Source organism: Roseburia faecis, from assembly GCF_001406815.1.
Lineage (GTDB): Bacteria > Bacillota > Clostridia > Lachnospirales > Lachnospiraceae > Roseburia > Roseburia faecis.
In genome coordinates this window covers 393865-419896 of record NZ_CVRR01000005.1, presented here as the reverse complement: position 1 = coordinate 419896, position 26032 = coordinate 393865, and the positions used below count along the sequence as shown (strand labels likewise).

At 41.0% G+C, this 26032-nt stretch carries 24 protein-coding genes; 15 read left to right on the top strand and 9 right to left on the bottom strand.

Features of this window, described 5'->3' with window-relative positions:
* Nucleotide 1: 1 nt before the first annotated feature.
* From M72_RS02900 to M72_RS02880, 6 genes are all read right to left on the bottom strand, one after another.
* Nucleotides 2-802, bottom strand: coding sequence for a hypothetical protein (locus M72_RS02900; RefSeq protein WP_008397014.1), 801 nt, complete (start codon nt 800-802; stop codon nt 2-4).
* The gene (locus M72_RS02895) at nt 789-1619 is read right to left on the bottom strand and encodes an ABC transporter permease subunit (protein ID WP_008397012.1); all 831 of its coding nucleotides are present in this window, start codon (nt 1617-1619) and stop codon (nt 789-791) included. The genes M72_RS02900 and M72_RS02895 overlap by 14 nt, the downstream gene beginning before the upstream one ends.
* Before the next feature lie 54 nt (nt 1620-1673).
* Complete coding sequence (locus tag M72_RS02890) at nt 1674-2093, bottom strand: hypothetical protein (RefSeq protein ID WP_008397010.1); 420 nt, start codon at nt 2091-2093, stop codon at nt 1674-1676.
* A gap of 18 nt (nt 2094-2111) precedes the next feature.
* A complete protein-coding gene (locus M72_RS16205) occupies nt 2112-2258 on the bottom strand; it encodes a cyclic lactone autoinducer peptide (protein ID WP_015568874.1) in 147 nt (48 codons plus the stop codon).
* Nucleotides 2259-2487: 229 nt separating this feature from the next.
* Nucleotides 2488-3159, bottom strand: coding sequence for a hypothetical protein (locus M72_RS02885; protein WP_008397007.1), 672 nt, complete (start codon nt 3157-3159; stop codon nt 2488-2490).
* A gap of 15 nt (nt 3160-3174) precedes the next feature.
* Entirely contained in the window at nt 3175-3696 is a 522-nt protein-coding gene (locus M72_RS02880; protein ID WP_008397006.1) for a matrixin family metalloprotease, read from the bottom strand.
* Between the two features lie 337 nt (nt 3697-4033).
* Here M72_RS02880 and M72_RS02875 point away from each other — a divergent pair, with 337 nt between their 5' ends.
* The 3 genes from M72_RS02875 to M72_RS18015 are packed head-to-tail and all read left to right on the top strand — an operon-like array spanning nt 4034 to nt 6680.
* Nucleotides 4034-5386, top strand: coding sequence for an ATP-binding protein (locus M72_RS02875; RefSeq protein ID WP_008397004.1), 1353 nt, complete (start codon nt 4034-4036; stop codon nt 5384-5386).
* Nucleotides 5383-6117, top strand: coding sequence for a LytR/AlgR family response regulator transcription factor (locus M72_RS02870; RefSeq protein ID WP_055067091.1), 735 nt, complete (start codon nt 5383-5385; stop codon nt 6115-6117). Before M72_RS02875 ends, M72_RS02870 begins: the two co-directional genes overlap by 4 nt.
* A complete protein-coding gene (locus tag M72_RS18015) occupies nt 6114-6680 on the top strand; it encodes an accessory gene regulator B family protein (RefSeq protein ID WP_008397001.1) in 567 nt (188 codons plus the stop codon). Before M72_RS02870 ends, M72_RS18015 begins: the two co-directional genes overlap by 4 nt.
* Nucleotides 6681-6754: 74 nt before the next feature.
* Here M72_RS18015 and M72_RS02860 read toward each other — a convergent pair whose 3' ends face one another.
* Entirely contained in the window at nt 6755-8320 is a 1566-nt protein-coding gene (locus M72_RS02860) for a MobA/MobL family protein (RefSeq protein ID WP_015559481.1), read from the bottom strand.
* Nucleotides 8321-9374: 1054 nt separating this feature from the next.
* The gene (locus M72_RS02855; RefSeq protein ID WP_008396997.1) at nt 9375-9608 is read right to left on the bottom strand and encodes a helix-turn-helix domain-containing protein; all 234 of its coding nucleotides are present in this window, start codon (nt 9606-9608) and stop codon (nt 9375-9377) included.
* 237 nt (nt 9609-9845) lie between these two features.
* On the opposite strand from M72_RS02855, the gene M72_RS02850 reads away from it, so the two are divergent.
* On the top strand, nt 9846-10469 hold the full coding sequence (locus tag M72_RS02850) for a helix-turn-helix domain-containing protein (protein ID WP_008396996.1): 624 nt from the start codon (nt 9846-9848) through the stop codon (nt 10467-10469).
* A gap of 83 nt (nt 10470-10552) precedes the next feature.
* Nucleotides 10553-11851, top strand: coding sequence for a tyrosine-type recombinase/integrase (locus M72_RS02845; protein ID WP_008396995.1), 1299 nt, complete (start codon nt 10553-10555; stop codon nt 11849-11851).
* A 394-nt stretch (nt 11852-12245) separates the two neighbouring features.
* On the opposite strand, the gene M72_RS02840 is transcribed toward M72_RS02845, so the two are convergent.
* Entirely contained in the window at nt 12246-13193 is a 948-nt protein-coding gene (locus M72_RS02840; RefSeq protein WP_055067090.1) for an adenosine deaminase, read from the bottom strand.
* Between the two features lie 592 nt (nt 13194-13785).
* On the opposite strand from M72_RS02840, the gene metE reads away from it, so the two are divergent.
* The 10 genes from metE to M72_RS02785 all read left to right on the top strand — a co-directional run bounded on the left by metE (nt 13786) and on the right by M72_RS02785 (nt 25905).
* Entirely contained in the window at nt 13786-16053 is a 2268-nt protein-coding gene (metE, locus tag M72_RS02830) for a 5-methyltetrahydropteroyltriglutamate--homocysteine S-methyltransferase (RefSeq protein ID WP_055067088.1), read from the top strand.
* Nucleotides 16054-16193: 140 nt separating this feature from the next.
* Entirely contained in the window at nt 16194-16742 is a 549-nt protein-coding gene (locus tag M72_RS02825; protein ID WP_055067087.1) for an RNA polymerase sigma factor, read from the top strand.
* Nucleotides 16739-17512 (top strand): hypothetical protein, encoded by a 774-nt coding sequence (locus M72_RS02820; RefSeq protein ID WP_055067086.1) that lies wholly within the window; start codon nt 16739-16741, stop codon nt 17510-17512. The genes M72_RS02825 and M72_RS02820 overlap by 4 nt, the downstream gene beginning before the upstream one ends.
* Nucleotides 17490-18353 (top strand): ABC transporter ATP-binding protein, encoded by an 864-nt coding sequence (locus M72_RS02815; protein WP_022044893.1) that lies wholly within the window; start codon nt 17490-17492, stop codon nt 18351-18353. The genes M72_RS02820 and M72_RS02815 overlap by 23 nt, the downstream gene beginning before the upstream one ends.
* Nucleotides 18350-19465 carry a hypothetical protein gene (locus tag M72_RS02810; RefSeq protein ID WP_055067085.1) on the top strand — a complete coding sequence of 372 codons (1116 nt, stop codon included), beginning with the start codon at nt 18350-18352 and terminating at the stop codon, nt 19463-19465. Before M72_RS02815 ends, M72_RS02810 begins: the two co-directional genes overlap by 4 nt.
* Before the next feature lie 28 nt (nt 19466-19493).
* A complete protein-coding gene (locus M72_RS02805) occupies nt 19494-20603 on the top strand; it encodes a hypothetical protein (protein WP_055067084.1) in 1110 nt (369 codons plus the stop codon).
* Between the two features lie 74 nt (nt 20604-20677).
* On the top strand, nt 20678-21343 hold the full coding sequence (locus tag M72_RS02800; protein ID WP_055067083.1) for a response regulator transcription factor: 666 nt from the start codon (nt 20678-20680) through the stop codon (nt 21341-21343).
* Nucleotides 21344-21352: 9 nt separating this feature from the next.
* Nucleotides 21353-22618 (top strand): sensor histidine kinase, encoded by a 1266-nt coding sequence (locus M72_RS02795; RefSeq protein WP_055067082.1) that lies wholly within the window; start codon nt 21353-21355, stop codon nt 22616-22618.
* A gap of 78 nt (nt 22619-22696) precedes the next feature.
* A complete protein-coding gene (locus M72_RS02790; protein ID WP_055067081.1) occupies nt 22697-23368 on the top strand; it encodes an ABC transporter ATP-binding protein in 672 nt (223 codons plus the stop codon).
* Nucleotides 23369-23370: 2 nt separating this feature from the next.
* On the top strand, nt 23371-25905 hold the full coding sequence (locus M72_RS02785; protein WP_055067080.1) for an ABC transporter permease: 2535 nt from the start codon (nt 23371-23373) through the stop codon (nt 25903-25905).
* Nucleotides 25906-26032 lie beyond the last annotated feature (127 nt).

Sequence of the window (26032 nt, the reverse complement as noted above, 5' to 3'; positions counted from 1 at the left end):
CTCACAATATTTGTTTTTTTTCGCAAAGAAATTTACCTATCCACACCAAAACAGCGGATGATATAACTGAAATGAGACAGCTTGACTTAAAATTCAATAAATCTATATTGCTTGTAGTCCATTCGTAATTTTCTTCGACATAATATATAATAAGCTTGTTATGCCAATTAAATAAAGGAATATGTAGCAAGGAATAATGCCAAATTTTCCATATAACATTTCCCATTGAAAAATAAAATCCACACACCATTACTGGAATAAAAAATACAATAAATGCAACGATGTATCCTATAATTGAATCTTTCCAAAATGAAAACAAATAACTAATCATTTGCAAATGAAAAATCTCTATCAATAGCATAAAAATAACTTTGAAATCTTCTAAGCCATTAGAGGTATGCTCTACAAAAAGAAAAAACAAATAATCGGAAACAACTACAATACAGTCACGTAATATCATTTTTATTAATATATCCTTATAAATTATGTGTTTTTTCCCATAACGAGGAAGTAGAATTACCATGTTATCATTTGCATCATTAAATAAGTCCATTGTAAGATAACAAATCTCAAGGATAAACAAAATCGCAAAAAATGATAAAGATATAAGGTCAAACGAATGATCTATTAGTATTCCCCCAAAATATATTTGTGAACGTACTCCTTCTGTTATTGTAACCAGACTATTATGAAACCCCAAGTACACATTAGCATAAAAATATCTAATTACAAATGTTATAAGTGATACTAGTAAGCATTTTCCAACATTAACATTCAAAATTTTTTTCTTATATAACTTCATAATTTTTTATTTTTCTCTGTATAATGCCAATACTTAATCCAAAAATAAGCAATATCAGAACAATTTCTCCTATTATATTTCCATGAACATTAGGCATAATATAACCTTGTATAGAGAATTCATTTAGCCCAAAGACAGAAACAATCAAATTAAAAACAATATAGAATATAAACAAAGCACCAGGTATCTTTGCGAAATATAGAACTTTCATTTTGTTATAATATGAAAGAGCATAAGCTAAGATAGCTAATCCCGAGCCAAAAATTCCGTAATTAAAAATGTATATTAGATTATATAAAGTTGGATGTTGCAATCTCACCATATCAAGAAAATTGTCAGCGTTATATGATACCAAACCTATAGCGTAATCAGGTTCTCCCCAAGCACTGTCATATCCATGTATTGGATATGTCAAGTGGCATAATAATAAATTTATGAGCATTGGTATTGTTATTGTCAAAAAGGTTACAATCAGAATGCCAAATAATTTTCCTGCTAAATATTTCTTTTTCCCGATTCTTTGAATAAGTAGGATTGAACTATTGCTTTTTTCTTCTCTTATTAAGGAAAGTGATGCAATAATTGTTGCATAAACAGGCAATAACAGATACATTATATATGGAATATATGCCGCTTCAGTGCCCTGTAATACGAAATTTTCATTTGCTGAACGAATAAATTGATAACTTTTTCCTATATCATTTTTTACACATAAAATATACGAAGCAATATTTAAAATCATTAGAGCAATAAAAACAACTTTATATTCTGCACGATCAATACAATGTTTGATTTCTATAAGAACCATTTTTTTCATAATCTTTACCAAAAGGGCATAAACCCACGAAGAGGTTTATGCCCATCCCTTCTGTTATCTAAAATCTACATTTCCACTTACAAATGCAGTTGATAATTGAGATTGATAATTTTCCATTCCCATACCGACCTGTGTGTTAGTAGAATTATAACCGCTCTTGGTAAAGATTAAATTACAAGATCCTGTTCCAACACCCTGCTTATACTTATTAGATATTTTACTCTTGCTGTTATTGACAGCCCAGAAATTTGCGTAAGAGGTATTGGTAATTGCTGTTACCTCATTTGTGATGTAATCATCGGATGTTGTTTTTGCATGCATAGAGGTAAAGTTATTAGTCTTATTCAGTTTAAGTGCATAAGCGGTGTAAGATGCCGCCTGAGAATATGCTGCTGAAGAAAGAAATACACATCCTGCACAAAACAAACCAATACCTACTTTTGCAATCTTCTGTTTTAAACTTTTTAACATCATAGTCAATTCCTCCCAATCTTATTTTTTTAACTGCGTTGGTACTTTTGGTTCATACAACAAACCACGGCACAATGAATTTGCATTACTTCGAGCAATAGCAGTCACTGCCTGAAGTACGAGACGGGCACTTTTCTGGGGTGCCTTGTTTACTTGCTTATTGTCCATCGTTTTCACCCCCCCCCTCCTTAATTGTCTGACAATTACAGACAACTTTATTTGTTTACCATGGTATGTGCTTAATATAACAGAGTATTTAATTTTTTCAATCCCTCTATGCACGAATGGTAGCCCAACATGCACGAACTGTTCTACATATAGGTATAAAACCGAAAAGATGGCAGATAGGTTAAGCACCTACCTGCCATCTTTAATCTATATATTTCAGAAATAATGATTAATTATTGTCAGTCTCATATATAGATTTATAACGCTCTCGATCAACTGGAATAATCTCATTATCATTAGCATCTTTATATGTAATAAACTCATCGTATTCTGTAACTGATTTTTCCTCTGAGACAGAATTAATAGAATACATATTCGAATCGTTACACATTACATTTGAATTTGGACCAGAAATTAGTAACGAACCATCCTCTTGTGCATATGCCAAAAAGATATAAATGGAATTTTCGGAAGGCAGTGAATCATTCTCAAACAGATAAATAGCATCTTGTTTTTCTGAAATTCCGCCTTGTTTAACAATAGGAATAGGTTTATCTGTAATAAGTTCACCTTTTATATTTTCGAGAACCTGAATAGTATAATTAGTGTAAGGCGAACCGACCTCCTTAGGATTTCCTTTTTCATCTTCAGTCGTTATAACATTTCGATACTCGGTTCCATCGCAACTGACAACCTTTGCTACAAATACGTAATCACAGATACCAACAGCTTCGCGAATGTTATCAGTATCATATACAAAAGATGCGTGCATCTGGTGGATTGGCAAGTTAGATACATTTGTATTCAGTTGACTTGCATTATTTTTGGATGCACATCCTGTAAAAAACATTCCTACGATAAGAACAATAGACAAAATACCATAGATACTTGATTTTTTCATAGCGTTCTCCCTCCCCTAATAATTATTATATGCGGCATCATATGAATCTTTATCATTTTGAGATAATGCCTGCGTACTAGTATGTCCCGTAATTGCTGCATCCATAACATCTGTTGAAGTACTGTGATCCAACCCTAATGCATGTCCCAATTCATGTGTCGCTACATTCTGTTTTTTACTATTACTATAACCGCTCATATAATAGGTATTGAGTTCAATTTTACCACTAGAATATGTCATGCCTGCCCATCCATTCGAAGCATTGACATCGCTTACGTATACATCTTCTACAACAAAAGCACTGTCTTTTCTGATTACTCCAGATTTATATGCATTCCATGTGGCAGCCCCAGTGTTAATATAACTCATGTAAGTGCTGTTTCCGTCATAGTCTAGATGTTTGCCAGAATCAACAAGATCCCATGTTTGTACATAAGCTTGTGCAAATGCCGTAATAGGAAATAGCATTGCTATAGCCATTAAAGTTATAATGCTATACAATAAATGATTTTTTAAAACAGATTTTTTAAAATGCATACTCCTTCACTCCTTTTCAATCATGTAACAACGGTTATCTTCAATTATTCTTAAAGGTTATCTTTATGAAAATTGAAACGCAACACATACTAGTACACATTATATATCCTGTTAATATTCCTAAAGTACGACATCTTATCATCTCCACTCCATATTATAGATTCTCAGAATACTTAAGATGTAGTAGTATACCTTGAATATAACAAAATCTTTATACTTTTCAATACCTCTATGCATGAATGGTAGCTCACTATGCACAAACGGTAGCATATTATGTTGTGTACCTACTTTATTGATGATAAAATATGACGGAGAATGATTAAAGGAAGTGGTAGCTATGCTATATATTGACTCAATATGGGAATATATTGTTAATTTCTTAGAACTGGCATTGTTTATAATATTTATCCATAAAAAATTGCGTATTCGAGCAAATTATAAACATCAAGCAGTTTTGATGTTTCTTTTCGTATCATTTCAGTTTGCTGTGTTATGCACGCTGAATAAAATGGGAATATCATCCTACAGCACTTTGATGTCATCTTGTGTTTTGGACATTGGATATGCAGTATTGTTCTATCGTGATAGTATAATTCGCCGTATCTTTTGGGGCTTTTCGTATTCCATCATTTGCTTAGTTGCAGAACAGATTTCGTTCTTTATTCCCGTTACTCTTTATAAAGGAGCGTCTCTGGAGCTATTATTAGGTGGAACATTACGGAAGCCATATACCATGTTATATTTGGCAATGATAGCTGTTTTTGTCTTGTTATTTCATTCTATTGGAAACAAAGACATATCTCTTTCACCGTTCCAAAAAGTTGCATATATTTTCATCGCAATTTCTGGACTTGCAATCGGGCACTACATATTAAGGCTGACTTTGGAATCTGTTGATAAATTTGGTGATTCATCCTTTTCAGCTAGGCTATCATTGGTTGACTTGTTTTTTATTATTTTATTTTTAGTATTGATGCTATACATATACCAGCTAGGTTATTCAAAAGAAGAAAACATACGATTACTGGAAGAACAAAAGATTTATGAGCTGGAAAGGACTGAGTTCAATAGCTTATCTGAGACAACTGAACGATTACGAAAAATGAAACATGATATGCAGATTTATGTGGATGCAATCAACGTATTAGCAAAAGACAAGAAATGGGATGAACTTATAGCATATACAGAGCAATACCATAACACTCTTGCAACTACGCAAAGTGCCATAGCAACGGGAAATATTGCTATTGACTGCATACTTACCGCAAAACTTGATTATGCTGAAAAACACGGAATTAAGACAGAATATTCTATTATGGCTCCTGAAAATTTTCCGCTTGATTCTGTTGAGCTTTCATCCATACTTGGAAATATATGGAATAATTCCATTGAAGCAGGAGAAAGACTTATAATCTCTGATCCAACCGAGCATCCATACATTTATTTTTATATTAAACCTTACCAGAATATGATACTGATTCACATTGAAAATAATTATGATGGTGTGATAAAAGGTAGCATTGATGGAGACATTTTGAGTGTTAAACAAGGAAAAGAACATGGACTTGGGATAAGACGAGTAAAAGAGCTTGTAGAAAAGGCAGATGGCGTATTGCAGATTACATCTGATAACAAAATTTTTTCCGTACATATTATGATACCGGATAAGGAGAATAACAAACTACTATGAAAATGAAAATAACCATACTTGAAGATTCTGTGATCGAATCAGAACGGCTGAAAAATGGAATAAGAAAATACGGGCAGCAATATGATTGGGATATTGAAATTGACGAATACGAATCGGGCGAAGAATATTTTTCAAAAAATTCTGAAGGCACAACTATACAGGCTTCAGCATTTTTCCTTGACATACAAATGGGGCAAATGAATGGAATTGAGGTTGCTAAACGCCTTCGTGAATCTGGTTATCAAGGTATTATTGTATTTTTAACAGCTTTTAGAGAATATGTATTCCGAGGATATGAAGTCAGAGCTTTAAACTACTTGCTAAAACCCGTCAAGGAAAATACTCTTTTTCTGTGTTTGGATGAAATCGCGAAGGAGTTATCTAATAATACCTACATATACCGAAACAAGCAGGAAATTGTAAGTATTCCCTATGCAGATATATTGACATTTTCGAGCAGATTACATTATGTGGATATATTGACCGTAGACGGCAAATGCTATGAACAAATGTCTACCCTAAATAAGATTATTGTCCATTTGCCAAGTGAATTTATCCGAACCCATCGTTCTTATATTGTAAATATGGCACATATCTATCGTATTACATCAGGAACGATTGAATTGTCAAATCATCTAACTACACAAATCGCACGTTCTTATTCCAAAGACGTGATAAGTGCTTTTACCAAATATACAACAAGATTTGATACAAGCGGGGATTTTGAATGATTACGAAGTGGGCTACATCTATTGCTAATAAGTTAGCAGAACTATCCGGGGAGGATGTTTCTGCGGATCAATTAGAAATATACATATATGGCTTAGAATGTTTTTTGAATACTTTTATAACCATAGTGTTATTGTTCGTATGGGGAGTTTTATCACATACACTCGGCTATACCCTAATTTGGGTAATTACCTTTTCATTGTTACGACATTATACCGGAGGTGCCCATGCTCCAACGCAGTTAACATGTATCTTAGGCAGCTTTTTTCTCGGTTGTCTTGATAAGTGGGCTATAATCTATTTAAAGCCAACTGTACTAGGATATTTGATACTTGTCCTTATGTGTATATTATTTGCACCTATAAGTAACCATAAAATATGTTTAACCACCAAACAAAAATGGATACATAAACTTATTTCTGTGATAATTGTTAGCATTGGATTTCTGCTGTTTTATAAAATTGGAAACACGAAGATGAATACCACATTGTTTTATTCCTTTTTCTGCGTAATCATTCTTATGATAGTCGAAACAATTAAAAATCTAATGAGACACTTTAAATAGCAGGATGACTTTTCATAAATATTCAAAAAAGATAAAGAATTTGATGGTCTTTATCTTTTTTGAATTTAATTAGATTATCTAGCTCCTCTGTCTGATGGCGAACGATAGTTAAAATCTCTGTCCTGTTCCCGTTTCTGAACTTCTGCCTGTTTTTCTGCCAGCTTTCGATGGATTGAGTTTTCTCCATACTTGGAGTTCCATTCCTTGTTTGCTTTGACATAGGATTCATACTCGGACTTGCCTTGTTTATAGACTTGCAGGAACGCATCTACCGTTGGATATTTGTAATCCTGCACGATATGGGATAATCCCTGCTTCATAATCTTAATCGTTTCTGCGTATTTGTTAGACTGTGCCTGCAATTCCTTTCGTTTCTTTCCTTGGAATAATCCTGTACAGTTCTTCAAATCCTCGTCAATAAGGTCTTTTTTCACTTCCTGCGTATGAATGGCTCTGTTTTGTCGTTTAAGTTTCTCCATAATCTCTTCAAGTCGCATCTCATAATCGTGTGCCAGCTCAGACATTCTTGGTCTTGGCGGAATAACGGTCTTTTCTGCGGTAGTAGTAGCAGGTGCTTTGAATGGTTGGGTCACAGCAGGAATTGTCTGATTGTCTGTCTGTGTAACGGATGGAGCTGGTTGTTTCTCTTGTTTTTCATTTCTTCGCTCCATAAGGTCGGAGATTCTGGCTTTCTGTTGTTCCTGTTTCTGTATCAGCAACTTTATGAGTTCTTTTAACAGCTCGATTGCCCGAAAGATAATCATAAACAAAAGCTCCGGATGATTGCCATACTTGTGAATGGATTCCTTAATCGGAGTTGAAATCTGTTCCTGCTTTACCTTTAAGATTTCCTTTCGCTCCATCCCCGATACCAAAGCGTGATCCACAGTACGATTCCAGTCCTGTATGACCTTATTATTGAGTGTAATCTTATCTGCCTTTGGATTGTTCTTACCGATTTTCTTAGTGGCAAGATAGACATCCCCACGCTTGAATGCAGACAGCTTTTCTTTCTCATCTTTGACAAGTCCGTTGATGACATCGGTATAAAATACCTTGACCTCATCTAAGAAATGTTCCTGCTTAAAGCGAGCGTCCTTGATGGTAAACATCTGTCTTTCGTAGACCTCACCTTTCTTGATCACCTTACACCTTTTACGGATAGTTCCATTCTCGTCTAGGATTTCTTTCTTGGTACGAACATGATTACCTTTCTCATCATAGAACATATTTCTGGTGGCAATCTTTTCTATCGGTTCGTCAAGATAATTTCGTTCTGCAAAGATAAGATGGATATGATAATTCGTCTTTCGTTTGTTATGATGGAGTGCTGCAATACAATCAACACCATACCGACTTTTGAATTTATCCGTCATATATTTTAATAGTCCGTCTGGCGGATAATCCACAAAGGATTCCGGCAGGGCAATGATAAATTCTCTTGCTTCGATACATTTTCCCTCTGTACCGCTTTTCTTAAATTCTGCCTGATTGCACTTGGCAAGTTCTGTCCAAAATTTTCGGTCTGTGGTTTCATATACCGCATAGAGATTTTCCTGTTTTTTGTCACTGGAGATATAATAGATTCTTCCACGAACATTATGGAGCTTTGACATCTGCACAAATGAATTTCTTGGCATAGCGATTTCCTCCTTTCCCAGTTTTGATTTTGGAAAAGAGGACAGATAAGATAGATGAGATGTGAGTAGTAAACTTTCCCTGTGAGCGAGTGCATAGGCACTCGTCTTGCGAACACATCCGCCTTGTGGCGGCTAAGCCTCGCAGAGCGAAATACACAGAGTACAAAACGAAGTTTTGTGCGATGGGTGTATTTCGCTCTCAAACGCCGAGGGCTTGCTTATGAAGTTCACTTTTAGCTGTAACTGTTCCCTCAGCACCTAATTTTGTGCCTTTAATGGCACACTTTTTATGTGCCGTATCCGGCACTCCCTTTTCTTAACAGAAATGCTAGAAGATTGCTATGAAAATCAGCGAAACAATAGACGAATCCGTTAGCACTTTTGCCTTAACAATAGCATTGTTCTATTATTCAGACTTTTTAGCAAAAACCGTAGAAACAGTAGAAGTCTGCTATTAAAATCGAAAAAACAATAGCACGATTCGTTAGCATTTTTGCCCTGACAATAGCATTGTGTTACTTCGCTTACTTTTAAACTGTGTCTGGCAAGGAAGTGGTAGTAAAAGTTCCTATTAAATTTCATTTTTAATAGTGCATTGTTTTATTACATTTTGATTTTAATAGAGCTTTTTACTATTAACTCTTTGAAAATGTACCCCATAGATTGGACACTCAAAATCATAGTAGCGTACACTTTTTGTCATAGGTCGGACAGCTTTTTTCATAGCTACACTTGGTATGACTTCTCACAGCACTTTTTGTAAGTTGGGTGGACTTGTCCTACCAGTCGGCTTCACTTGGGTGGATGGTTGCACCCACTTCATTTTCTGGCTTGGGTGGACTATTCATAACACCTTTTGCATCTTGGGTGGACTTGTCCTACCAACAAGCTATAACTGGGTGGACGATTGCACCCATTCACATCCATCTTGTCCTCATTTTCCAAAAGTTCTGGTTGTATCTGAGGACTTGTCCGTGATATAATCTATTTGCGTGTAGGTATATCATGGCTTTTAGTCAGATACATACCAGAGGGATGGTCTTAGGACTGTCCCTTATTCATTTTTCATTGTTCCCTTGACCGCTTTTACTGCGTGTCTGTCTCGTAAATCCTTCCCCTCATTGAGAATCAGAAACTCGTCTAATCGTTCCCTGCGGATTAAGATTTTTCTTCCCACTCTAAGGATAGGCAGCTTTTCCCATTCCACAAGATTTCTAAGAGTGTTTCTTCCGATACCTGTATAGTCGGCAGCTTCTTCAATGGAGAGAGCAAACTTTAATTCTGTCATTCGATCACCTCATTCCTGCGTAGGATTACAAGTCTTGTATATCAGAGGATGTTCCTTTTTGAAGAAAGGATTAGCCTTTTTTAAAACTTGCGTTACGCAATTCTGATTAAAGTATATATCTTTTATAACGCTATGTCAAGCCTTACGAAATTCTATCATCTTTTATAGAATTGCGTATTGCAATATATCGTGTTATGTGGTATAGTAATGACATACCGAAAAAGGAGGTTCGCAAGTATGTTAAAAGATAAAGAATTGCGAAAGACAATCGGTAGCAGAGCAAAAAGCCGTAGACAGGAGTTAGGATTGAACCAGCCTTATGTCGCTGAAAAAATGGGCGTGACAGCCTCAACCATTCAGAGATACGAAGCAGGAACGATTGATAACACCAAGAAAATGACCTTAGAAGGTCTGGCAGATGCACTTCATGTATCTGTGGAATGGCTGAAAGGTGAGACGGACGAATACGAAACAGACATTACGGATAAAAGAGAATTACAGATTCGTGATGTGATGACTTCCATTCTGAATAAGCTCCCTTATGATATGGAACAGTCCGAAAGTGATTTTTCCAAAGACCTGCTACTACTGATGTTACGGGAATACGAGCTGTTCGTGGATTCGTTCCAGTTCGCTTGTAAGAATTTCAAAGGAAATACAGATAACAAAATGCTCGCCCAGACAATGGGGTTTGAATCCAATAAGGAATACAATGAGATTATGTTCCTTAGAGAAATCACCCACACCGTCAACGCATTGAACGATATGGGCGATATTGTAAGACTGTATTCTAAGAATCCTGAGACAGCGAAAAATCGACTAGCCAATCTTTTATCAGAAAAAGATCCCGATTCGGTATAGATAGGCAGACGGAGCTATGATATACTTACACGCAAGAAGCATTTCACCAGTTCCGATTGCCGATATCGAAAGGAGAAACGATTATGGCAAAAGGTTCTGTAAGGAAGAAAGGCAAGAAATGGTACTACCGCTTTTATGTGGAGGATGCAAGTGGTAACTTGGTTCAGAAAGAATTTGCAGGTACGGAGAGCAAATCAGAGACAGAGAAAATGTTACGCAAGGCTATGGAGGATTATGACGCAAAGAAATTTCTAGCCAAAGCGGACAACCTCACACTCGGACAGATGCTAGATGTATGGGCAGAGGAAGATTTGAAAACGGGTTCACTTAGCAACGGTACAGTCGGTAACTATTTACAGGCAGTAAACAGGATTAAACAACACCCAATCGGAAACAGAAAACTAAAGACAGTCACTTCGGAGCATTTGCAGAAGTTTATGGATTTACTTGCATTTGGCGGTGAGGAAGGAAATTTTAAGTCAAAGGGTTACACCATCGACTATATCCGTTCTTTCCACGCAGTCCTGCAACAGTCCTTCCGATTTGCAGTCTTTCCAAAGCAGTACATCACATTCAATCCAATGCAGTATGTGGTAATGCGTAGGAAAGCCGAGGAAGATGTGGATTTGTTTTCTGATAATGATGAGGATGCAGAGGTTATCAACCCGATTACACCAGAGCAGTATCAAACGCTTATGGAGTATCTGGAAGAAAGAAACAAGCCTGCTGTCCTGCCGGTACAGATAGCGTACTACACAGGTCTTAGACTTGGAGAGGTATGCGGACTGTCTTGGAGTGACATTAACTTTGAGGAACAGTATCTGACAGTACGAAGAAGTGTCCGTTACAACGGAGCAAGGCACAAGACCGAGATTGGTCCGACAAAGCGAAAGAAAGTCCGTATCGTGGATTTCTGTGATACGCTCGCTGACATCTTAAAGAAAGCGAAAAAGGAACAGAGAAAGCAGGTATTCAGTTACGGAGAACTCTATCAGAGGAACTACTACAGGGAAGTTAAGGAAAAGAATCGTATCTACTATGAGCTTTATCATTTGGATGGCACAGAGGACATTCCGCTTGATTACAACGAGATTGACCTTGTATGTATCAGACCGGACGGAGCATACGAAGCCCCTGCAACGGTTGAGACAGCTTTAAGGACAGCAAGGAAACGATTGTCGGAGCTTGATGATAATTTCCACTTCCACACCCTGCGACACACTTATACCACAAACCTGCTCTCAAATGGAGCAGCACCAAAGGATGTACAGGAATTACTTGGACACTCGGATGTAAGTACCACTATGAATGTCTATGCACACGCTAACCGAGAAGGTAAGCGAAACTCAGCCCGACTACTTGATAAGGTGGTTGGAGAATAAAATCGAATAAGAAAAACTTTCCCTTGTAGATACCTCATAAGGGCAAAAACAAGGGAAAAGGATACATATAGAGTGGCAAGGCATACCGCCAAGTCGCATAAAATAAGGAAAGTTGAGATTTTAGTTATACAAATGAAAATTTGTCTGCATAATCAGTTTCTCTTTTGGGGCGATAAAAATCTATCTCCCTTTTCGGAAAAGTGTTCCTTCTGCCTATTAGATTAAACTAACATGAATATTTATTCGTTTCTACATGTTTTATTCATTTTTACACTAATGGGTATTCATTTTTTCACTAAGTTGTCGTGCAATTTATTAGATTTGAATTTTGAAAGAGCCAGCACCTTGAATGGACTGGCTCTTTCAATGTCTCTTGTAATTGACAAGGATTTGTCTATACAATTATAGGTTTCAGTCCATTTTTTCTTATGTTTTCTAATTCTTCTGCAGTTAAGCACTGAGACTCATAAAGCCGTAGATATTCTTTGGATACATCTGAATCAAATATTAATACATCATCAGAATTTATAGTAACATCAACACCACTACGATACAGTTTTCCAATCGGATGCATAGACATATCTGCAACCCTTCCAAGTAAAATATTACTTGTTGGCGTAATATTTAATCTGATTTTATTATCTGCCAAAAAGCGGATTACTGATTCATCGCTGACTGCTGCTATCCCATGTTGAACCTCATCAAGTTCTAATTCCTCTACTGCTGTTCTTACGTCTTTGGCAGTCCCCCATTCTCCAACATGCGCTTTTAGCCTTAATCCTTCTTTTTTTGCACGCCGATAAATTCCTTTAAAATTTTCGATAGGTTGTGCTAATTCATCACCGTACAAATCAATAGAATAAAAATTCTTATTTCCCCAAAAAAGCGATAAACAATCTTCTAAATAACTGATAGGACAATGTCTTGATAATCCAATTTGGAGCCTTAATTCTATATCGGGAGCGACTTCTTTTTGAGCACTTGTAAAAGCATTAACCAACTCATCAATATCATTATTAAAAAATTCATTTAAGCCCCACACATCTTCACCAATTTCAAGCACAGTTACTCCATCTTCCTTGGCTTGTTCAAAGGTTGCTCTGATTAAAAATTTTCTCATCGCAGTGCTATTAAAATCTTGATCAATATATTTTTGACTCCATTGATTCATCTCATCCATTGATGACAAAGGATTAACTAATGGCTCAATTTTTTTACGAGTTTTCTGATATATAAACATTCTATTTCCACCAAGCACAAAATGATTGTGCAAGTCTGCCTTAGGATACTTTCTTAATTCTTCCAAATTTCTTTGTTCCAATGCATATGTAAAACTATTCATAAATAAATGCTCTCCTAGCTGTTTGATTTTTTCTATAAATACCAATTGTATAACAGTAGTCTAACATATGCTGTTTAAAAAGACTACAGCCAAGCTAATGTCTGTAATTTATTTTCTATAAAAATTTTCCTTTCTAAAAAATATTTTATATTTTCTATATCTTGGTGTTTGAAAAATAGCCTCATAGACGTTGGTTAATGCTTGTACTCATTACCTTAAAACCACAATTTAATGAAGCTGACCCAGAAAGATATAAGGCAGGCTTTGATGGTGGCGTTGATTTCATTGCAACATTTGATGTTGTTAAACCCATCCATAGAAATGTATGTTTCTATATTCAATGTAAATGTCATAAAGAACCATTGACTAAAACAGCTATCAGACACACAAATGTAAATAGGGACAAATCTATTAATAAGCATATGAAACCAGAGGGCGTTTGTCAAATAAAACTGATATAGTTTGAAACTATGGTAAACCGGTAGAAAATCGTATTATGCAATAAATTTGACTTGTGCTATACTAAAGCGCAACAAAAGAAGTGGCCGCTTCTCTGGATGAACTTTATAACATTGTACATCAGGAGAGCATAATGAAAACATCAATTATCGGATACCCGAGAGTGGGGTCCTTACGGGAACTGAAATTTACAACAGAAAAATATTTCCGCGGTGAGATTTCTGTGGAAGAATTACAAAATACCGCAAAAGAAATCCGCAAAACCCAGTGGACATTACAAAAAAATACCGGACTGGATTTCATTCCGTCAAATGATTTTTCTTTCTATGATATGACATTGGATACGGCAGTATTATTCAATATTATTCCAGAGCGCTACACAAAGCTTGGACTTTCTGCACTGGATACCTATTTTGCCATGGCAAGGGGGTATCAGGGAGCAGCTGGAGATGTCAAGGCACTTGCCATGAAAAAATGGTTCAACACCAACTATCATTACATGGTACCGGAAATCGATGATAATACAGAGATCAAACTTGCCGGAACCAAGCCCTTTGACGAGTTTGCAGAGGCAAAAGCCCTTGGCATTACCACAAAACCGGTAATCATCGGTGCATTTACCCTGTTAAAACTCCTGCGTTATGTGGGAAAGAAACAGGCCACAGATTATGCAGATGCCGTGATCGCTGCATACGCAGGGTTGCTTGAGAAGTTTGTTGCAGCCGGCGCAGAATGGGTACAGTTTGACGAACCATATCTGGTGCATGATCTGACCAGTGAAGACATTGCATTATTCGAAACCTTATATCAGGGAATCCTTGCAAAAAAGGGATCAGGCAAAGTACTGTTACAGACCTATTTCGGGGATGTGCGTGACTGTTATGGCAATATCACAGCGCTTGCTTTTGACGGAATCGGTCTGGATTTCCTAGAGGGCAGAAAAACAAAAGAACTGGTAGAAGCAAATGGTTTTCCACAGGATAAGGTATTGTTTGCAGGACTTGTCAATGGAAAAAATATCTGGAAGAACCACTACGGAAAGACTTTGGAGGTGATCAATACGCTTAAGGCGAAGAACATCAATGTGGTGTTAAATACTTCCTGCTCCCTGCTTCATGTGCCATATACATTGAAAAATGAGACAAAGCTTCCGGAAAAATATACCGAGCACTTTGCATTTGCAGAGGAGAAGCTGCAGGAACTGGCAGAGTTAAAGAAACTGGCAGACGTTGATTACAAACTGGATGCGGCATTTCTGGAAAATACCTCTTTGTTTGCCACCCGTCCGGATTGCAGAAACAATGCGGTACAGGAGCGTGTAGCAGCGATTCGTGAGGAAGACTTTACCAGACTTCCGGTATTTAAAGAGCGTGAAGCGATTCAGAAAAAAGAGTTTGCGCTGCCGGTATTCCCGACGACAACGATCGGTTCTTTCCCACAGACTGCGGATGTCAAGAAAAACCGTACGGCACGCCGCAAGGGAGAGATCAGCGAAGAAGCCTATGTGGAATTTAATAAAAAGAAGATTGCTGAGTGGGTACAGATCCAGAAGGAGATCGGACTCGATGTGCTGGTGCACGGGGAGTTTGAGCGAAATGACATGGTGGAATATTTCGGCGAGCAGCTGAGTGGTTATCTGTTTACCGAGAAGGCATGGGTGCAGTCTTATGGTACCCGCTGCGTGAAGCCGCCAGTCATCTGGGGGGATGTATCCCGCGAAAAGCCGATGACCGTGGACTGGTCCGTTTATGCACAGAGCCTGACAAAGAAGCCGATGAAGGGCATGCTGACCGGTCCGGTTACGATTTTAAACTGGTCTTTCCCGCGTGAGGACATTTCCTTAAAGGAAAGCACCTATCAGATCGCACTTGCCATTCGGGATGAGGTGCTCGATCTTGAGGCAAACGGTATCCGTGTGATCCAGGTTGACGAGGCGGCACTCCGCGAGAAGCTTCCGCTGCGCAGGAGTGACTGGTACAAAGAATATCTTGACTGGGCAATTCCGGCATTCCGTCTGGTACACAGCGGTGTGAAAGCACAGACACAGATCCACACCCATATGTGCTACAGCGAGTTTACCGATATCATCCGCGCAATCGACGACATGGATGCCGATGTCATTACGTTTGAGGCATCCCGTTCCGATCTGCTGATTCTGGATTCCTTAAAGGAGAACCATTTCAAGACGGAGGTAGGACCGGGCGTGTACGATATCCATTCCCCACGTGTACCGTCAGTAGAGGAAATCAAGGCAGCACTTGAAAAAATGCTCACCCGTATCGCTCCGGAGAAGCTCTGGGTAAATCCGGACTGTGGATTAAAAACCCGCGGCGTACCGGAGACCGTTGCCAGCTTGAAACATCTTGTGGAGGCGGCAAAGGAACTGCGGAAGGAAGCATAAAAAGTGTTACAAAAGGAAACCGGTGCAAATTGATTTTGCACCGGCTCTTTTTTGTTTTTGAAAAATCTTTTCAGAATCCAAACTATTTTGTATCATATTTCGTATATCTGAGTGAACGGAGATAAAGGCGGTGAACATGCATGCAGACGGACAACCAGTTAATCCGCAGAATTAAGAAAAAACAGGATAAAAAAGCGGCGGATGAACTGATCCGGCGATACTACCGGGAAATCTATGCGTTTACCTACCGGCAGACCGGAGAGAGGGAACTTGCGCTTGATCTGACACAGGAAATTTTTATTACGGTTTTGCAGGGAATTTATGCGTTTGATGAGAAAAAGGCGGGCTTCCGCACCTGGGCATACCGTGTGGCAGCCAACAGGATCACGGATTATTATCGCAGCAAAAGTTATAAAAAGGAAAAACTGCAGCAGCCCCTGCAATGGGAAACAGAGGAGGAAAAAACTGTGCGTGATCTGGCGGAGCATATGGTTCAAAAAGAAGAGATTCGCCGGATTATGGATATTGTCGTTTCCTATGAGCGCGAATGGATTCGCATTTTTCAGAAAAAATGCTTTGAGGAGAAAACATTTGCGCAGATTGCAGAGGAGATGGATCTTGCGGAGAGTACCGTAAAGACCCGGTTTTACCAGATGTTAAAAAGGATTCGGCAGGAGGTGCAAAGATGAAGGAAAAGGAATGGGAGAAAGAACAGAAGATACCACTGCTTCCAGTAGAATTCCCGGAGGATAGCGTTATGCAGAAGGAATGTCGTGCGATTGTGGAAAAAGCAATACCAAAACGGCAGAGTCTGTGGGAAAGAATCAAAGAAATTTACTGGGGACCGGGCATTCGTGCCATATTTTATCAGAGCGGAAGTATCTGGCTTATTGTTGCCTGTCTGTATCTGGGAATCGGATGGCTCGGACAGTCATATGCAAAGCAGCCCGAAACGCAGATGATCATCGTGTTTTTAGGATTTCCTGTCTGTTTTCTGGTGTTTGCGGTGCTGGCATGGTGGCTGGATGCGCAGAACCACATGCAGGAGCTGATCGGCTCGCTTCATTATTCCCAGAGCTATCTGTCGGGACTTCGCATGCTGTATGCAGGCGTGATCATGATACTGGTCAATGTGACCGGAGCAGCTTTATTTACGGATGTTTCGGGAAAAGCATTTGTGAGTATGGTTCTGGTGGGAAGCAGCAGTGTGTTTTTGTTTGCTTCGGTCTGTGTATATGCCTGCCACAAAGGTGCGGGTGGTCTGTTTTATGCAGGTCTGATCGCAGTCTGGGCGTGTGTGTGTGTGATTGCAAGGTTTGCGGAAACTGGCGTGCAGATGTTTCTTTTTACATCGGTTCCGCTGGCGGTGCACGGCGCGGTCACTGCCGCAAGCTTTTGTCTTTTGTTCGTATCAATAGGAAAGGTGGAGAAAAAAGATGCTTACTCTTTCGCATGTTAGCAAAAGTTACGGAAAATTTCCGGCGGTGGAAGACATCAGTCTTGAGATGGAGCATGGGCTTTACGGAATGCTTGCCCCAAACGGTGCGGGAAAGACAACTCTCATAAAAATGATTGCAACCCTGCTGGTTCCTACACAGGGAGAAATTTTATGGGATGGGATTCCTGTTGCAAAACTCGGGGAAAAATACCGGGATCTGCTGGGGTATCTGCCGCAGCAGTTTGGATATTACAAAAACAACACACCCGTGCAGTATCTGGATTATCTGGCAGCACTTAAAAATATGCCAAAGCAGACCGCAAAAGAAAAGATAGAACAACTGCTCGAACTGGTCGGACTTTCTGATGTGGCAGACAAAAAAATGAAAAAATTTTCCGGAGGAATGATCCAGCGGGTGGGAATTGCACAGGCAATGTTAAATGATCCGAAAATTCTGATACTGGATGAACCGACTGCGGGACTTGATCCAAAAGAGCGGGCGCGCTTCCGCAATATCCTGTCAACGTTGTCAAAGGACCGGATCGTCATTCTTTCCACGCATATTGTGTCGGATATTGAGTCGAATGCCAATCAGGTGATTCTGTTAAAAGAACGTAAACTATACCGGATGGACACGGTTTCCAATATTTGTAAAACGCTTGATGGAAAGGTGTATGAGTGCGTGATGGAAGACCGTGCGTTTGATGCATTTCAAGACACGCATCTGATTCTTTCTGTGCGGCAGGAGCAGGAACATATGCAGGTGCGTTATTACAGCAGCAAGCCGGAGGAAGGCAGCAGGAATTGTACGCCGAATCTGGAAGATGTATTTCTGGTTACTTATCAGGAGGAACCGGCATGAAAATATTGATAAAAGAATGTAAAAAAATCATGGATATCCGGGTATTGCTTGTTATAGCAGTATTTACGGTGCTGTTTTACCAGTTGTTTTTAGAAGTGACGATTTATCCGGCGGGAGGGCAGACAACAGATTCCCCGTATGATATGCCGTTTTACGCCGAACTGATCGAAAGCTGGGGAACTTCGCTGCCGCGTGAGGACTGGTCGAAGCTGGATGAAAAAAGAAAAGAACTGGAAGAGGCATACACCCGGATCATTGCGGCGGATCCGGTTCTTGCAGATGCAAAAATTACGAATTATCAGGAATTTTCGAAGACACGGGAAACCTTTTTTGATAAGGATACTTTAACCGATGAGGAAAAGAAAATCGATCAGGAACTGTCGCGTCTGGTCTTTGAGGATTCAAAAGGTTCAAAACTGTTTTTTGAACTTCAGGTGCTCGATCGGCTGGATGAATATAAAAATTTACAGAACGAAGACAGCATCTCTCTAATGCCGGGTGGAATTTTTTATATTGTAGAAAAAGATATGAGAATGATGGGAATTCTGCTTCTGATTTGTTTTGCAATCCTTGCACTGCCGTATCTGGTACGGGAACGGTTATGTCATGTGCTGCCGTTGTATGCGACGACCGCTACCGGGCGGAAAATTTTTGACAGACAGTTTCAGGCACTTGTGGTCTGCTGCGGTTTTGTGGGAATCGTACAATTTGGTATTTATGTACTGGTTTATGGCATAAAAGGACTGGCGGTATTCTGGAAAGGCGATTGTATCGACGATACGGGACTGCAGTTGTGGTGTAAAAATCTGCCATTTGGTTTCTATATGCTGCTTTACATGCTGCTGGTGTTTGTGTTTGTGCTGGCTGCGGTTGTTTTGATTTACCTGATCGGAAGAACGGCAGGCAATTACATTGCGGGAATTGCATTTGCCATTCCGGCATGCGCAGGGATTGGCTTTTTGCTAATACACATTTTTGTATATCTGTTTCAGAAGCCGATGGATGAAAATAGCCTGCCTTATTCAGAAGAGCTTTGGATTCTGGGGTGGATTTTGGCATGCGCGTGCGTGCTGTGGTGGAAAATGCACAGGGATCATTACAGAGATCTCTGACGATAGATGAGTGTAAAGGAGAGAAAGAATGCGCCTTTTGCAAAAAGAGTGTGGAAAATGTCTGCGGCATCCGTTTCTGTGGATTGTCTGTATCACATTCGGGCTGTTTCAGTTTTTGAGTATCTATACCTATGTGGGAAATGCCGGCATGAGAAAGGAACTGCGGCAGATGCATGTGGCTGTGACGGATGAGGAGACGGCAAGCCCGGAGTATGAAAGTGCCTATGCGGACTATAAAAAGACCTATGGCGGAATGTATGATACACTGGATATGCGTAAGATTCTGGAACAGAAAGAAAAAAAGAGTGGATATGAACCGCAAGGAGCCTGGGGAATGTGGATTGTGCGCAATTATGACAGGTTGCAGAAGCGGGTGGAACAGATCAGAAAAACAGGGGAAGGCACGTATGCCTTTTATCCGGGAAGTTGGTATAAACTGCACTCCACTTTGTATGGAAAACTGTGGAAGAAGCTGATTTTGCAGACCGCGGTTCTGATGATTCTTTCGATGCTGTATCTGATGGATTATGAGAGGATATATAAGACGCAGGATCTGGTTTTAGCGACCACCACCGGAAAGAAAATGATGGAAAAGAAAATGCTTGCAGGAACGTTGTGCGGGCTGTTTTATGCAGGACTGCTTACAGTGTTTACCCTCTTGGTATTTTTTGCAGCGGTTCCGTTTCAGAACCTGTGGCATGTTCCGGTGGCGGCATGCATGGTTGCAGAGCCGCGGCTGCAGATGATGTATCCGTTTGTCACGTTCTGGCGGCTGGAGCAGTGGCGTTATTCTTTGCTTGCGCTGGTGGTGCTTGTGGGACTGCTTGGGATCATTGCGGCTGTTACTGCCGCAGTGCAGTTGTTTTTACAGAACAGTTATTTTTCGTTTGCGGTATTGGGTCTTCTTTTTATGGGGGCATATCTGCTTGCCTATGTGCAGATGGGAAATGTGTGGGATCTTATCCGGGAATTCTTTAATCCCACAGTACTGTATGCAACCAGCGGAGGCTGGTTTATGGAAAATGATCTGTGCCTGTCGTTTGCAGGAAATGAATTTGCCGTGTTATTCTGCAGTGGAACGGCTGCGGTCTGCTTGATGGCTGTGGGAAAACGAAGATACCACCGGTTGGAAGTCTGATTGCCGGCTGGACTTTTCCTTTCGTTTCTTTTATTATAATAAGCAGAATGTTGAAAAACAGAGGAAAAAGCGGTATGAACGAGACAATTTTACTGATCGAGGATAACGAGTCAATCATCATGGGGTTAGAATATCTTCTGACAGAAGAACAATATACGTTTTTAGTGGCAAAAACAAAGAAAGAAGCACAGGATCTTCTTGCCGGCAGGCAGGTGGATCTTGTGCTTCTTGACGTTTCCCTTCCGGATGGAAACGGATTTGATCTGTGCAGGGAAATTAAGGAACATGACATTGCACCGGTCATTTTTCTGACGGCAAAGGATGAGGAAAAAGATGTGGTGCTCGGATTTGATCTCGGAGCGGATGATTATGTGATCAAGCCGTTTCGAAATCGGGAACTGGTGTCGCGCATCCGCAATGTGCTGCGCAGGACCGAAAAAATCCGGCGGCTGACCTGTGGAAATATTGCGGTGGAACCGGACACGGGCAAAGTCTATCGGCACGGGGAACCGATCGCGGTGACAAAGCTCGAATACAAAATTCTTATGACTTTATTTTCCAATCCGCATAAAATTTTTACGCGCGAGGAAATTTTAAACGGAATCTGGGATATGGCAGGAAATTTTGTCAATGACAATACGTTGACCGTTACAATGAAGCGTCTGCGCGAAAAACTTGGTGACAAAGAGGGGAATGTGATTGTCACGGTGCGCGGGATCGGGTATCGGCTGAATCTGTAGGAGAACAGGATGGAATACGAAAATAAAGAAGCAAAGAAACTATTCCGCTGGTTTCTATTGTGCAGTGTTATTATTTTAGTTCTTTCAGCAACTGTGGCAATGTTTGCAGTTCGCAGCTATCGTGTAAAAGAAAATGAGGCAGTAACTGCAATGCTAGGCATCGTACTGAAAAACGATGGCAGTGACACAGAGGAATCCAGACAGAAAAAAATCTCAGAGTGCATGCGCATGTTAGAGCACCCGCATGCATATCAGAAATCCCATCAGAAAGAAATAAAAGAAGCAGAAAAAATCCTGCAAAGTTATGGCATATCAGAGGCGGAACCGGTGATTGCCGGAACAAAAACCATGGAACGCAGGATTCTTTTGAGGACGCTTGGCGGTGTGCTGCTGGTGGAACTTGCAGCCGGAGGTCTGTTTTTCATTTATCAGAAACGGCGGAGTCGTAAACTTGCAGAACTGTCGGATTACATGGAAGAAATCGTCCGCGGTCATTATGATCTGGCACTGGCAGACAACACGGAGGATGAACTAAGCCATCTGAAAAACCAGCTTTACAAGATCACGCTGTTTCTAAAAGAAGAATCCGACCACGCAAAAGAGAAAAAGACCGCGCTTGCAGAATCGGTTGCGGACATTTCCCACCAGTTGAAAACACCGCTTACTTCAGCATCCATTCTGCTGGATAACCTCAATGAAAATGAGCAGATGCCGCCGGAAACCCGCAGGCGTTTTCTGCGCGAAGTCTCCCGGCAGATTTATTCCATGAACTGGATGATCGTAGCTATGTTAAAACTGTCCCGGCTGGATGCGGGAATGGTTGCACTGAAAAAAGAGCCGTTTTCCGTCAACCGGATGCTTACGGAGGCAATCGATCATCTGGAAATTTTTGCGGAACTGAAAGGCGTAAAAATCCGCGTTTGCGGCATGGAAGCACAGGTGCAGCGGGTGGGCGATTTGGACTGGAACCGCGAAGCGGTACAAAACATTCTGAAAAATGCCATTGAGCACAGCAAAGAGGGCGAAAACGTGACGGTAACGCTTTCGGATAATGCAGTTTATACGTCTGTCTCCATAGCAAATCCGGGGGCACCGATCACAAAAGAAAAGATAAAGAAAATTTTTGAACGCTATTACAGTGCCGCAAACGATGGAAGCAGCAATATCGGAATCGGACTGCCCCTTGCAAAAGCCATTCTTGAAAAACAAAATGCTTATCTGAGTGTTGAATCCGAAAATGGATACAACGTTTTTATCATAAAATACTTAAAATAACCTGACAAATTTGAAAAATGTCACGGAGATGTCACCTGCCATCCGTAAGATGAAACCTGTAGAGGAGGAAAGAACACAATGGAAATTTTAAGAACAGAACATCTTACGAAGATCTATGGCAAAGGCAATACAAGTGTGACCGCAGTCAATGATCTGTCTCTTTCCGTCGCACAGGGCGAATTTGTGGCAGTTGTCGGCAGTTCCGGAAGCGGAAAATCGACACTGCTTCATATGTTAGGCGGCGTGGATCAGCCAACGGAGGGGAAAGTCTGGATACAGGGAGAAGACATCTACACGCTGAGCACGGAAAAACTGGCAATTTTCCGGCGCAGGCAGATCGGTCTGATCTATCAGTTTTTCAACCTGATCCCGACATTAAATGTGGAGGAAAACATTACATTGCCGTGTGAACTTGACGGACAGACGGTGGATAAAAAGCGTCTGGATAAACTGATCGATGAGCTGGGACTTAACGGAAGAAAAACGCATCTTCCGGAAGAACTCTCCGGCGGACAGCAGCAGCGCGTATCCATCGGGCGGGCACTGATCAACCGTCCGGCAATTGTTCTGGCAGATGAACCAACCGGAAATCTGGATAAAAAGAACAGTGACGAGATCGTTGAGCTGTTGCGCAGAGCGAATCAGGAATACAGACAGACCATCATCATGATCACGCATAATCTCGAGATCGCAAAGACCGCCGACCGTGTGATTGTCATTGAAGATGGAAAAATCATAAGGGAGGGATAGGCATGGTTACTTCCATTATGAAAAAACGGACAATTCGTGAGCGAAAGAAAAACAGACGGCAGACCATTGCCGTGTGGATCACAACCTGCATTGCCACGGCGTTGTTTGCCGCAGTTTTTTCCTTTGCTTCGTCCTGTCAGGCGGGACTGATCGAATATGCAAAGGATTTAAGCGGAGATTATGACTATGTATTTTACGATGTGCCGCGTGAGGAGGCGGATCACATTGTAAATAACCGCAAGGTTGCGACCGCATACCAGAGTGTCGGGCTGGGGTATGCAAAGCTTTCCGGCAGTAAAAATCCCGATAAACCGTATGTGTATCTGGCCGCAATGGACAATCGGGCCATGCAGAAAAATGCCCTGCATCTGATCAAGGGACGTATGCCCAAAAACGATCATGAGATTTTGCTTTCCCGGCATATGATGACGAACGGTGGCGTGGAATATCGTGTGGGGGATATGATCACACTGGACATTTCCGAACGTGAGGATAAGAACGGGAATGTGCTGACACAGTCGAGTGGTTACCGAACGGGAGAAAAACTGAAAAAGAAATTAACGGCATCTTTTCAGGTGGTTGGCATTGTGCAGCGTCCGAACTTTGGATTTGAGGAGTGGACAGCACCGGGCTACAGTGTAATTACATATCTGAATCCAAAGGGAGATAATATCCCGGAAAAGTACATGCAGCGCACGGATATTTATTGCAAGTACACGAAAGCAGGGCTGCGTGACCGGGCACAGACGACAGCGGATATTGTGGGTGTTACACTTACCCCCGGCGTACAGAAATTTCCGTTTATCAAAGATGAACGCATCACAAACCGCCAGATTAATGATCTGATGGAGCGGTCTCCGTACCGGTTTTATGAAAACTGGGGGCTGATAAGATTTGAGCGCATGGATATCGGCCAGTCGGCGTATCACATGCTCTATCTTGCAGTTGCGGTCACAAATGTTATCATTCTGGCAGCGGCGGTAAGCTGCATCGGTAGTAGCTTTGCTATTTCCATGGAGGAAAAGCGAAAGAGTTACGGCATGCTTGCCTCGGTCGGTGCCACACCGCGGCAGATTCGGCAAAGTGTGTATTACGAGGCATTTCTGACAGGGCGCACCGCAATTCCCCTGGGAACTGTGCTGGGACTGTTGCTTTCGACAGGCGGAATTTTTGCTATCAAAGCGTTGTTGTACGGGCAGAATACCGTACAGTATCTGCATGTTCATGTGGCATGGCAGATGCTTATCGCCGGTATTTTACTCTCAACTGTCACTCTTGTTCTTTCCGCGCGCCGTCCGGCAAAACAGGCGGCAAAAAGTTCTCCGGTTGCGGCAATGCGCGGGCAGGCAAAGAAAAGCCGCCGGGCAAAAAAGCGGACGATCACGGCTGCAATCGCAGGATGTACGGCGCTTTTTATTCTGGTATCCTATTTTATGGGAGTACAGACGATTTCGGTAGGACAAAGCAACCATATGTTTGACGATCATGCCAATGTTTCGGTGGATGTGCAGGGAAGCTGGGAGGTAAACCGGTCTGCGGTTTTGCAGAGCACAAAGGAAAAAAGCGTCACGGAAGCGGCAGTTCTGCGGACGGCGGCATATATGGTGAATACGAAAGAGGTGCCGTATACACAGACGCATATCCGACGAAATGGAGCACCGGATCTCAAACATGAGACAACCGCAGTGATCCAGGTACTGGCAGTCGGAGAAACAGCGTACCGCAATTACCTGAAAGAACTGGGACTTTCCTATGAAACGGCAAAAGATTGTGCGATATTTTACAATGCGTATGCCGGGTACTGGGATGGAAAGGAAACCACATGGAAGGTGACAGATTACAAACCAGGCGACTGGATCAGGGGACAGTTCTGCCACGAAGAACAGATGGAGAAAACACCGGACATGACCGATCAGATGCAGATCGCAGCAGTCACAACCAGGCGGCCGTTTGGTGTCGATACGTCGCAGAGCTATACAGATTCCGGAACCATCATTGTCAGTGATGCATGGCTCGATGCCCACGATCCGCAGGGTGGTGCAAAAATTACCGTAAAATACGCCAGTACCGATCCGGGAACGCTCACACAGGCACTGGAAAAAACCTATGATTTTTATCCGGAGGAAATCCGAAACCGCGATCTGCAGAACCGGGAAAACAATATGCTGTTGTTTGTAGATGGAATTGCACTCTATGGATTTTTGCTTGCAGTGCTTTTAATCGGTGTGACGAACATCTGTAATACGGTGCTGACCGATCTGTGGCAGCGGAGACGGGAATTTGTCATTCTGCGTTCGGTCGGCATGACACCGAAGCAGGAGAAACAGATGCTTGCAAAAGAGTTTTTCGGATATGGAAGGAATGGCATTGCTATAGGGCTTGTCATTGGAGGCTGTGCGTCTGCATTGTATTACAGGATCTTTGCCTCTGGTGTGCAGGGCGCGTTATGGTTTTGTGTTGCGGCAACTGTAGTGATTATGGTTGGACTCTTGTTGTTGTTTGCCGGCATGATAAGGTATGCAATGATGAAAAAATAAGGACATGATTTTAGGAAGATAGGTTTTCTGTGAACAGAGAAAATTCTAATATCTGCGTCCAAATAATGCGTTCTAATAATTTTCAAGTTTCGGTTGAACATTCATATAGAACTCTTTATAATAAAAA